Below are 10,746 nucleotides of genomic sequence, written 5' to 3' on the forward strand. Positions count from 1 at the left end.
GTTAACGACCCCCCGCGAATTTTTTGATATAGGCCGCAATCCCACCTACCGGCAAAACCGCAGAACAGATACCGGCATGCGCCGCAGCGCCCGGCATCCCCCATACAACGCTACTCTGCTCGTCTTGTGCCACGACCATGCCCCCCGCATTGACCACGTCACGTCCACCAAGCATACCATCCTGCCCCATTCCGGTAAGTATTGCAGTCAGAATGTTTCCTCCGTAACTCGCGACCAGACTGCGCAACATCGGATCGACCGACGGACGACAGAAATTCTCGGGCGGGTTCTGATTTAACTTCAGATGCCGGCTGGCACCACGCCCCTCTACAGTCATGTGGTAATCACCGGGGGCAAGATAAACCTGTCCACCAACAATTGGCATATTGTTTTGTGCTTCCTGACATTTAAGCCCGGTCAGACGGGTGATGTGCTCGGCCAGAATGGTGGTAAAGGTGGCGGGCATATGCTGGGTAATGAAGATCGGCTGACGCACGCCATTCAGGCCGCGCAACACTTCAAACAAGGCCTGCGGCCCACCGGTCGAGCTGCCAATCGCGATGGCTTCGACATTGATGCGTTTTTCGGGCAGCAGCGTGACACCACCGCGTGCGGACTGGCGTTTTGCCGGGGCGGGTGCACTTGCCGAACGAACCTGTTGGGCGCGCGCACCTTTTTGCGGCGCGGGTGCGGTTGGTCGTTTGGCCGGCGGTGCCGTTCTTGCGCTGGGTGCTGCTGTGGCGGGGCGTTCCGGCATTTTGGGCACGGTTTTGCCCTGCCCGCCGGCGGCAATGGCCGCATCACGAATAAGTCTGCCCGGATCGCGTGACGGTGTCGTCGAACGCGCTGCTGCACCACCAGCCGGGTTGGCAGCCGCTTTTGCGGCCTGTGTTGCGGCCTCCGACGATGCGGGTGTAGCCGGTTGCGGCTTAGGTGCCGGTTGCTGCGGCATCGGCGTCTGGCGCATCTGCGTTGGTTGCGGGCGGTGTTGCTGCATCGGGCGGGGGCGCAATTCGGCGGTAAATCGTTTGCGCTGGATCCGGCCTTGCTTGTGAAGCTGCTGATGTTCGACCGACATTTCCGCCCGGAAAGCAGCAGCCTTGCCGCCAGAAGCTGCGTCATCGGGCTCAGATGCCTCGGCATCGGGCGCAGTTGATTTTTCTTCCGGTTCTGGTTCTGGTTCGGGTGCAGCTTGGGCAGCGGCCGCTTCTGCCGCGGCAGCTTCTTCGACCTCAAGCATCTTGCGACGCTGCTCAGCCCAGGCTTTCACCTTGTCCAGAAGTTCTTCACGGAACCCCTCGCCGACATTCAGGTCTTTTGACGAGCTTGGCTTGGGGATGTAATCCACAGCCCCCAGCGTCATCGCCTGGAAACTGATATCGGCATTTCGTTTGGTGAGTGTGGACGCCATGATCACGCGGACTGTCGGATCAATCTCCAACAGTTTCGGCAAGGCCGTCAAACCATCCATCACCGGCATTTCGATATCAAGAACAACGGCTTCGATGCCGCCTTTTTCCATGACTGCCAGTGCTTCTTCGCCATTACTGACCGATCCGACGACTTCAATTTCGGCGTCTTCGGTCATCATACGTGTAACAAGTCCGCGCACGATGGCGGAATCATCCACGATCAGGACTTTGTATGGCGAATGGATGGGCGTTTCTTCCACGTGGTAGCGTCCCCGCTTGATGATGGAGATCGGATCTTGAAGGCTTACAGGTTCGTGAGCACCCCGGCCTAGATCAGGCCGACCTGCTCGAACTTGGCCTGGATGATCTCGCTATCGAACGGCTTCATGATGTATTCGTTCGCGCCAGCGGTGATGGCTTCCTGAATGTGTTCAAGGTCGTTTTCAGTTGTACAGAACACAACAACAGGATCATCGCCACCAGGCGTTGCACGCAGTTCGCGCAGGAACTCGATCCCGCTTTTGACGGGCATGTTCCAATCAAGCAGAACCGCATCGGGCATGGACTCAAGGCACTTGTCGAGTGCCTCCTGACCGTCCACTGCCTCCACAACCGCAAACCCGATTTCCTCGAGAATGCGTCTTGCTACCATCCGGATGACTTTCGAATCATCGACGACGAGACAACTCTTCATCGACTTCCTTCTCGCTTACTTAGGTCGTTAAGCCACAATGGCAGGAACCGGGCACATTGCGTGCCCGGCATGGGAAATCAGGTTAACCGGCCTGCTTGATCGAAGACGTGAAATCAAGCAGACGGGTCACGTCGAGAATCACCAGAAGCTTCTTGTCGAGACGGAAAATACCGTCCGAAAATTCGCGCCAGCGCGGATCAAGCGTTGCCGGGTTCTGTTCGAACGCCTTTTTCGGAACGCTCAGAACCTCACCAACCTGATCGACCATCAGGCTGTAAAGCTCGCCACCTTCATCGACAACGATGCTCATGCCCGGTTCATCGTCTTCGCGGTCACGCAGACCAAGACGTTTGCGGACATCAATCGCGGTCACGATACGACCACGCAGGTTCAACGATCCGGCCACTTCCGGCGGTGAAAGCGGGATACGGGTAATGCGTTGCGGCCCCAGGACATCCTGAACGGTCAGGACGGGGATACCGAAAAGCTGCTTGCCAATATTCGCGGTCACGAAATCCTGGCTGTCACCACCAAGTTCAAGGGCGCCGCCTTTTTCTTGGCTCGGGACGAGTGCGTTTTTATCGCTCATAGGACTGTTCTCCCGCTTACATGCTGCTCAGTGTCTGGATCAGGGTCGAGACAAGCGCATCGCGATCAAATTTGGCCACATAGTCGCTGAAACCGACCTGACGACCGCGTTCGAAGTCTTCCTCTTTGGTGTGCGAGGACAGGGCAATGATCGGAATTTCACCCCATTCTGCATCATCCTGAAGCGCTTCGGCAAATTCAAAGCCGTTCATGCCCGGCATTTCGATGTCACTGATGATCGCATCGAACAGAACACCACGGTTTTTAAGGTCCATGGCCTGTTCTGCATTTTCGACCGCAGTCACATTGAAACCGGCAACCGACAGCATCGGCGTCAGCAGGTTACGGAAGAACGGGCTGTCATCGATCAGAAGAACACGCTTCTTCTCGCCGCCGTTATCCTCGGTGCCGAACCAGTCGCTGAAGGCCAGTTCAAGGTAGTAACCGGCATCAATAAGGTCGGTGGCCTTGCCGTCAATCACGGCCGAACCAACCAGACCATCCTGATCTGCGGTCAGTTCAACATTCAGCACGTCATCAACAATATCGACGATCTCGTCGACAACCAGACCCATGGTGCGCTCACGATCCTGGAACACAAGGGTCGGCTGACGGCCTTCTGACTTCATCTGGTAGCTACCGTCGATAAAGACAAGAGGCATAAGCTTGCCGCGGTACTGGACCAGCGGACGGCCATTCGAATGTTCGATATTCTCGACATCGATTTCTTCAAGACGGGCAACCAGTGCCAGCGGAACCGCGCGCACTTCGCTGCCACCGGCCCGGAAGACCAGCATGGATGTGGTTTCGCGATCCGATGCATCGGCCTTGGCCTTGCCTTCGACACCCTGCGAACCACCAACGGTGATTTCGCCGGTGCGGGTTGCAATGCCGTTCGGATCAAGGATCATGATCACGCTACCGTCGCCAAGGATGGTGTTACCCGAGAACAGCGACAGATCGCGCAGGATCGGGGCCACCGGTTTAACAACGATTTCCTCGGTGTCGAACACGCGGTCAACGATGATACCGAACGAATAGGTACCGACCTGTGCGACCACGATGAATGCTTCTTCATCGACGGCATCGTCGCTTTCCTGAGTGGTATCAAGACCAAGAATTTTCTTGAGCGTGACCAGCGGCAGCAGACGATTACGCAGGCGCAGGACCGGCGTATCGTGAATGCGTTCGATGGAATGTTCGGAATTGTTCGATGCACGAACAAGTTCCAGAACGCTGATCTGCGGAATGGCAAAGCGTTCGCCGCCACTTTCCACGATCAGGGCCGACACGATTGCCAGCGTCAGCGGGATCTTGATGATGAAGGTCGACCCACGGCCTTCGACCGATTTCAGTTCGACCGTACCACCGATCTTTTCGATGTTGGTACGCACAACGTCCATACCCACACCACGGCCGGAAACCGAAGTCACTTTTTCCGCGGTCGAGAAACCGGCTTTGAAGATGAACTGCTGGATCTGCTGTTCACCCATGCCTTCAAGCTCGCTTTCGGTCGCAAGACCGTTGGCAATCGCCTTGGCTTTAATGCGCTCAAGGTTCAGACCACGACCGTCATCGGAAATCTCGATGATGATGTGACCACCCTCGTGATACGCATTCAGCGTGACCGTACCGGTTTCAGGCTTGCCTGCATCGCGACGGCCCGGAATGTCTTCCAGACCATGGTCGGCAGAGTTACGCACCATATGGGTCAGCGGGTCCTTGATCAGTTCAAGAACCTGACGGTCCAGTTCGGTGTCGGCACCGATCATTTGCAGATCGATTTTCTTGTTCATCTCAAGGGCAAGGTCGCGAACGATACGCGGCAGTTTCGCCCATGCGTTGCCGATCGGCTGCATACGGGTCTTCATCACGCCTTCCTGAAGGTCGGTCGTGATGTGTGACAGGCGCTGCAACGGAACGGTGAATTCACTGTCATCCTTGCCGCGAACCATCTGCAAAAGCTGGTTACGGGTCAGGACGAGTTCGGAAACGAGCGTCATCAGGTTTTCAAGCAGCTCGACATTCACACGAATGGTCTGGGCTGCAACCGAGCTTTCCTTGGCTTCTGCGCGCGGTGCCTCTGCCTTTGGCTTTTCGGCAGCCTTTTTGGCCGGCGCAACTTCCTGGGATTTCGCAGCGGCGGGCGGAGCAGCCGGTTTTGCCGGTGCTTCCGGCTCCGGATCAGCGGCGGCAGCCGGTTCGTCAGGAACTTCGAAATCGGGATCGTATTCTGCGGCGTCAAAAGCAGCCTGCAGTTTTTCGTCATCCGTCATCGGAACTTCTTCGTCGGCTTCCTCTGCTGCCGGGGCTGCCGCAGCAGCCGGCGCACCACCCGGAATTTGGCCGGTATCGGCAAAGTGGTTCAGACGACCGATCAGGTCAGCATCATTTCCGTCCGGCTCGGCTTCGTTCTGTTCGAGCTCGCCCAGCAGATACTTAATGGTGTCGATCGACTCAAGAACAAGCGTCACGGCATCAGGTGTCACCACCAGTTCGCCGTCACGGATTTTACCGAGCACGTTCTCGCCAGCGTGGGCAACAGCCTCAAGGCGCGGCAGGCCAAGGAAGCCGCAAGTGCCCTTAATGGTGTGAACCAAGCGGAAAATATTGGACAAGATGTCCGGATCATTCGGGTTCTGTTCCAGCTTCACCAGTTCGACGTCAAGCGTCGACAGGCTTTCAGAAGTCTCGGTCAGAAATTCACTTAAAAGATCGTCCATATACCCCCTCCAAATCTCCAACAATCAATAGCTTGTCGGAACTGGAACTCCCATTAAAGCGCCAAATGGCGCAAACGTACTATACTTCGGTATCTTAGGTAGAAGCTATTGCACGCCATTACCAGACCTGCCGGTCAAATTTTTATCCATAGATCAATGCAATATTTCCGTCCTGTTGCAAGACCGAAAGCACTCCACCCCCGAGTTTAGCCAGTTTCCGCAAGAAAAACGCCTGAACATTGCGCGGATCGAGTGCATCAGTAGAAACTTCTTTTTCCAATACATTCATGATTTCAGGGCGCAAGGCCGCGCGTTTGCCTTCGCCAAGAACCGTTACTTTACCGGAGTCGCGCATAACCGAAAGCGTTCCACCGAACGGCAAAGCTTCACGGGCAAGCATAACCATGTTCAATACGATTCGCCCGTGAGATGGATCAATCGGAAGATCCGGCCAATCAAGTGCGACCTTCCCTTCGGCGGCATAAGTCTGTTTTGCCGCTTCACGCATCGCTGCGGTATCGGCACTGCTGCCCGCACGCCCGAAGGCCAGCCGGAACAGTTGCAAACGACGTGCGGCCTCAAGACCGCTTTTGCGCATGAGTGCCAGCGCCTCATCGTCGCTAACCCCGTCTTCCCCCATCAGTTCTGCCCCGGCATTGACCGCCCCGACCGGACCGACAAGATCATGACAGATCCGCGAACTGATCAGTTCGATCAAGGTCAGTTCAAGGGTGGCATCCTCTTCCATAGCGCGGGCTCTCCAAGGTCTTTGCGTATCGTCACAACATCATGCCCCAAGACACAATGCGCTTCCCGAATGGTCCGTTCTGAGCGAACAGGTCACTCGCAGAAGCCACAAGATTGCCGCCGATATATTAAGAGCTTATTTAGCACGCTCGAAAATCAGGCTTTTCCGACCCGGCAAATTTTGCCTCTGTGCGATATCGGCCCCGATATCCGGTCCGCAACACGCAGCCGCAAATTGCGCGACCTCGGCAAACGACCTATATTGAAGCCAGCAACACAGGATACAGAGCACCCAATGGATTTCTTGCTGACGCCAGGCGCCATCGTGCGTCATCCCAATCAACCGGACTGGGGACTGGGCCGCATTCAGGCCGTTGACGGAGATCGAATCGCTGTCAATTTCGAAGAGGCCGGTCGCCAGATCATCCGCCAGCGCTATGTCGTTCTGGAAATTGTCGAAGCCGCGGCGGGCTACGAATAAGCACCCTTCCTGCAACCGGTCCTTGAAGGCAACGCTTGGCACATGGATTGCTCGGATCGAATTGTTAATCAATTCACCATACAAGATGGACTCTATCATACACTCGATAGATGAACCTGACACGAGCACAACAGTCTTAAGAAGGTTTCGAAGCCCATGATCGCAGCCAATAAACCACCGCGTGACAGCTTTAAACAGCGCCACCACGTCGCGGCCTTTACCGTGCTGGAACAATTTGCCCAGGGTCTTGTGCATGTTGCCCGCGACCATGGCGGTTCCGTTACCGAAGAACAGATCCTGAAATCGCTCAATAGCCTGCGTGACAACGAAGACCTGTTCGACAATGCATGGGCGATCCTTGAAAGCGACCTCGAAGCGATCAAGACCCGCGAACATGCAGCCCTGCGTCACGATCCGTTCGGGCGTCTGCTGGTCTCGCGCTTTGATCATCTGCTTGAAGGCAACGCAGCCGGCGATATCGAACACGGCGCTCTGTCCCGCACGATACTCCAGCCTTTCTTTAAGGTCATCCGCATGATGGTCGGCATGGACATGCTTCAGGAAATCGATCGTGAAATTCACGAAATCATCGAAGCCCACGCCAATGACGATGACGAGTTGCGCAATCCCTCCGAATACTGGGATCATCTGGCCAAAACCCCGGAAGTCCGGTCGCGGATCAATCTGGTGTTTGCCCGCATGGCGCTGCATTTCAGCAACTATGAACACCGCAAGAAATGGCTGATCCAGCTCGTCAATGACAACATGGTCCATGGCGAAGAACGTTGGGAATTCACCGAAACCCACTGCATCCGCCTGCTTGATGCGCTGTTTGCCGATGTGCGCAAAACGCTTGCCGTGCCGGAACATTCCGCCGAACTGGTCGCGCGGATGGGCCGCGAAAACGTCGCCACCCTGCGCGAAGTGGTCAAATGCATTGATGCGGACGTCGCTAAGTTGTCAAAGTGATCGTCGACCTGTGGGCACCCGTTACCTGACGGTTACCCCTTAACGAACGAATATATGAGCTGCGATCTGTTATCGGATTGTGGCTCATATCGTTTTCACCTGACGTAAAGGTGAACACCACAGATCGAAACAGACTGGTCAAAACCCCGTCTGCTGTGCCACAGTCGCCTCACAACGATTGCAAAAAGCCCGGAAACTCAACAACACCGTTGAAACGCCACCATGACCAAACCGCTGATCGACAAATATGGCAGACATGTCTCTTACCTGCGCGTTTCGGTAACCGATCGCTGCGATTTCCGCTGCACCTATTGCATGGCGGAAAACATGACCTTCCTGCCCAAATCCGATGTTCTTTCGCTTGAAGAACTCGATCAGCTTTGCACGGCTTTCATCACGCGTGGCGTGCGTAAATTGCGCCTGACCGGCGGCGAACCGCTGGTGCGCCGTGGCATCATGGATCTGATCGCCAATCTGTCGCGCCACCTTAAAACCGGCGCGCTCGATGAACTGACCATGACCACCAATGGCAGCCAGTTGGCCACTTATGCCGATGATCTGGCCCGCCTTGGTGTGAAGCGCCTTAACATCTCGCTTGATAGTCTGGATTCCCAGAAATTCACCGAAATCACCCGTCGTGGTCGCCTTGAACAGGTACTGGCCGGGCTTGAGGCCGCCAAACAGGCCGGTATTTCGATCAAGATCAATACGGTGGCGCTTCGCAATTTCAACGAAGACGAAATGTCACGCCTTGTCGCCTGGTGCGGGAAGGAAGGCTTTGATCTTTGCCTGATCGAAACCATGCCGCTCGGCGACATTGATGGCGACCGGACCGATCAATACCTGCCACTGACTGCTGTGCGCGAAAGGTTGGAGCAGGAATACACCCTGATCCCGTCCGAATATGTCACACCGGGCCCGGCCCGCTATACCACGGTGGCTGAAACCGGCGGGCGGCTCGGCTTCATCACGCCGCTGACCCATAATTTCTGCGAAGGCTGCAACCGCGTGCGTGTCACCTGCACCGGCACGCTTTACATGTGCCTGGGTCAGGAAGACCACGTTGACCTGCGTGCTGCCCTTCGTACCGGCGACCCGCGTGCGCTGAATCAGATGCTCGATGCCGCCATGGACCTCAAACCCAAGGGCCATGATTTTGTGATTGATCGCAAAGGCCAGAAACCGGCGGTCGGTCGCCATATGAGTATGACCGGGGGCTAAATGAGCTCCGTAGTACCGAATTAAGTATCCGCCTCCCCACGTAACGCGTCTTCAAACTCTTCTAAGCTTATGACTTCGCTTAAGTTGGGTGAGGTAGAGTATACGAAGGTGTCCCAAGCGGTCTCAGGAATGACGAATCCTGTTCTTGTAAGGGCAATCAATGTTGCCATTAGGGCTTTGTCGTTAGCGAACAGGCTTGGAATAAATCGATCCCGCAGTTTTCCGAGCGCCCATCCCGGACGTTGGTCATCCTTTTTTGATGAGTACTCAGCTGTATGTTCAATCTCATATAAGCCGCATAGCAGGATGATCTCCTCTCTGCGCAAACTAGCTATTATCGCCGCATGATGCTGAAACTTGCTGGCCAACAGATTGGGTTCTTGCAACTGCTTCTTTAGCGCCTTCGCCATCAAACGGAGGTTAACTCTTGCAGCACCTTCCATCGCGGAACGCGCAAAGCGATATGCAACGGCGACAATCTCATCTCCTTCAACTGCCTCCGAAATGTGGACCTTTCCTTCACGAATCTCTTCAAGCAAGATATCTCGCGCTCCAGCCAGCCTTTTTTGCATGATTTTTTGCATCATAGAGGCTGCACCAGTTCCTATACTGGCCTCAAATCCAACGTCGACAAGAGATGCTAGATCCGAAACTGCTGCTCCAAAACTGTTGCTATGTGCCATTGTGACCTCCGCCAAGTAACTACCCGCAGCTTACCCCAGCACAAGAAGCTCTGCACTCCCCCACAAAAGATGTGAACAACACATAGCGCAATCACTGCTGCCAAACCCCGGCACTGGAACTTGGGTATCAGCTTCCTGCAAAGCAGCGCGTAGCGCACACTCATCCCCACCCGGCACCGCCAGCACCGACACAACCCGCCCGGCCCCGTTTGAGGTCAGTTCATCGACATGCCAATGGGGTTTCTTGGTCGCCTTGCAGTGGCGTTTGACACGCGCGGCGATGCCGCCGGGGCCATTGGCGGAGCCACAATAAAGATAGGTGCCTTTGGCAAGGTTGATCCCGGCGAAACGTTTGTTTTGAAGCGTCAGGTCAGCTTCGAGTTCGATCACCAGAACGTAGGCTCCGGCAACTTTGGGAAGCTGCCGGAGGGTTTGGTCATTGATCTCTGGGAAAAACGTGCTCACGCGTCCGGGGACTCTCGCAGCAACAGATCAATCGAAAGTCCGGGTCCGGCCATGCCGTTGGTCAGTACCGGTTCGCAATGTTCGTTGATGCGCGCGCCAATGCGTTGGCGAAAGCCGCTAAAGCGTTTTGATTCCACCACATCCACCGGTTCATCGAGATGCACTTCGACCCGAAACACACCGGGCGTGGGGGTCGCCGTGACGCTTCGGATCAGGCCGGTGACAGCATGACCAAGGTAGGAGCCGGCAAACCGTTTGCCGATACCAAGATCGGACACACTGGTCGGGATATTGCGCCGTGCCATGGCAACGGCGGTGTTCCAGTCACGAAAACCATGGCTTTGCGCCAGCAGTTCGAGCGAACCGGTATGCGAGATCGAGACATCACGCGCCGCCAAGGCTTTGCGCAGGCGTTTGGCCTGTGCCTTGAATTGCTCGGTCGCGTCGGTGTCAATGTCGGCACGGCTGATATTGAGCGTATTGGAAGTCATAAATCGTCTCCACGCAGGAGGCCGGGGGTCCGCATTGCCAGGCCGTATCCTGATCGGGAAACGGGTGCGAATAATTCATTCCACGCACTTTACCAAAGGCATAAACCTTGCGGACGGCAGGGGTGCGCACCCCGTAAAAAGCGTGTTAGCCCAATCTCGGCCCAAAAACAAGGTTTTCACATTGCCTGATATTGCCCGGTTATAGCCTGACATCGGCGGATGGCGCGCCTTTCTCAAAAATTGACAGCCCCCGTGACAACAACATATACCAG

At 55.7% G+C, this 10,746-nt stretch carries 11 protein-coding genes; 3 read left to right on the forward strand and 8 right to left on the reverse strand.

Features of this window, described 5'->3' with window-relative positions; genetic code table 11:
• Position 1 precedes the first annotated feature (1 nt).
• From B3Z49_RS22030 to B3Z49_RS02070, 5 genes are all read right to left on the reverse strand, one after another.
• Positions 2-1,672, reverse strand: coding sequence for a chemotaxis protein CheB (locus B3Z49_RS22030; protein ID WP_349676358.1), 1,671 nt, complete (start codon positions 1,670-1,672; stop codon positions 2-4).
• Between the two features lie 68 nt (positions 1,673-1,740).
• On the reverse strand, positions 1,741-2,106 hold the full coding sequence (locus B3Z49_RS02055; protein ID WP_008891618.1) for a response regulator: 366 nt from the start codon (positions 2,104-2,106) through the stop codon (positions 1,741-1,743).
• Positions 2,107-2,188: 82 nt separating this feature from the next.
• Entirely contained in the window at positions 2,189-2,695 is a 507-nt protein-coding gene (locus B3Z49_RS02060; RefSeq protein WP_008891617.1) for a chemotaxis protein CheW, read from the reverse strand.
• 16 nt (positions 2,696-2,711) lie between these two features.
• Positions 2,712-5,417, reverse strand: a complete 2,706-nt coding sequence (locus B3Z49_RS02065; RefSeq protein ID WP_296987919.1) for a chemotaxis protein CheW — start codon at positions 5,415-5,417, stop codon at positions 2,712-2,714.
• Positions 5,418-5,559: 142 nt separating this feature from the next.
• Entirely contained in the window at positions 5,560-6,165 is a 606-nt protein-coding gene (locus B3Z49_RS02070) for a histidine phosphotransferase family protein (RefSeq protein WP_063087440.1), read from the reverse strand.
• Positions 6,166-6,459: 294 nt separating this feature from the next.
• Here B3Z49_RS02070 and B3Z49_RS02075 point away from each other — a divergent pair, with 294 nt between their 5' ends.
• From B3Z49_RS02075 to moaA, 3 genes are all read left to right on the forward strand, one after another.
• Positions 6,460-6,645, forward strand: coding sequence for a DUF3553 domain-containing protein (locus B3Z49_RS02075; RefSeq protein ID WP_008891614.1), 186 nt, complete (start codon positions 6,460-6,462; stop codon positions 6,643-6,645).
• A 156-nt stretch (positions 6,646-6,801) separates the two neighbouring features.
• Positions 6,802-7,614 (forward strand): hypothetical protein, encoded by an 813-nt coding sequence (locus B3Z49_RS02080; RefSeq protein ID WP_296987922.1) that lies wholly within the window; start codon positions 6,802-6,804, stop codon positions 7,612-7,614.
• Between the two features lie 222 nt (positions 7,615-7,836).
• Complete coding sequence (gene moaA, locus B3Z49_RS02085; protein ID WP_296987923.1) at positions 7,837-8,835, forward strand: GTP 3',8-cyclase MoaA; 999 nt, start codon at positions 7,837-7,839, stop codon at positions 8,833-8,835.
• A 20-nt stretch (positions 8,836-8,855) separates the two neighbouring features.
• Here moaA and B3Z49_RS02090 read toward each other — a convergent pair whose 3' ends face one another.
• The 3 genes from B3Z49_RS02090 to B3Z49_RS02100 are packed head-to-tail and all read right to left on the reverse strand — an operon-like array spanning position 8,856 to position 10,474.
• Positions 8,856-9,518: a hypothetical protein gene (locus tag B3Z49_RS02090; protein ID WP_296987924.1), complete on the reverse strand. Its 663-nt coding sequence runs from the start codon at positions 9,516-9,518 to the stop codon at positions 8,856-8,858.
• A gap of 30 nt (positions 9,519-9,548) precedes the next feature.
• Positions 9,549-9,983: a GIY-YIG nuclease family protein gene (locus B3Z49_RS02095; RefSeq protein WP_296987925.1), complete on the reverse strand. Its 435-nt coding sequence runs from the start codon at positions 9,981-9,983 to the stop codon at positions 9,549-9,551.
• Entirely contained in the window at positions 9,980-10,474 is a 495-nt protein-coding gene (locus B3Z49_RS02100; RefSeq protein ID WP_296987927.1) for a glyoxalase superfamily protein, read from the reverse strand. Before B3Z49_RS02100 ends, B3Z49_RS02095 begins: the two co-directional genes overlap by 4 nt.
• Between the last annotated feature and the right edge of the window lie 272 nt (positions 10,475-10,746).

The sequence above is a fragment of the Thalassospira sp. UBA1131 genome (genome assembly GCF_002311515.1).
GTDB lineage: Bacteria > Pseudomonadota > Alphaproteobacteria > Rhodospirillales > Thalassospiraceae > Thalassospira.

Bases quoted from the DNA above. Each gene is read 5' to 3' on its own strand.
- B3Z49_RS02055 (WP_008891618.1), bottom strand. From the start codon at position 2,106: ATGAAGAGTTGTCTCGTCGTCGATGATTCGAAAGTCATCCGGATGGTA.
- B3Z49_RS02060 (WP_008891617.1), bottom strand. From the start codon at position 2,695: ATGAGCGATAAAAACGCACTCGTCCCGAGCCAAGAAAAAGGCGGCGCC.
- B3Z49_RS02065 (WP_296987919.1), bottom strand. From the start codon at position 5,417: ATGGACGATCTTTTAAGTGAATTTCTGACCGAGACTTCTGAAAGCCTG.
- B3Z49_RS02070 (WP_063087440.1), bottom strand. From the start codon at position 6,165: ATGGAAGAGGATGCCACCCTTGAACTGACCTTGATCGAACTGATCAGT.
- B3Z49_RS02075 (WP_008891614.1), top strand. From the start codon at position 6,460: ATGGATTTCTTGCTGACGCCAGGCGCCATCGTGCGTCATCCCAATCAA.
- B3Z49_RS02080 (WP_296987922.1), top strand. From the start codon at position 6,802: ATGATCGCAGCCAATAAACCACCGCGTGACAGCTTTAAACAGCGCCAC.
- moaA (WP_296987923.1), top strand. From the start codon at position 7,837: ATGACCAAACCGCTGATCGACAAATATGGCAGACATGTCTCTTACCTG.
- B3Z49_RS02090 (WP_296987924.1), bottom strand. From the start codon at position 9,518: ATGGCACATAGCAACAGTTTTGGAGCAGCAGTTTCGGATCTAGCATCT.
- B3Z49_RS02100 (WP_296987927.1), bottom strand. From the start codon at position 10,474: ATGACTTCCAATACGCTCAATATCAGCCGTGCCGACATTGACACCGAC.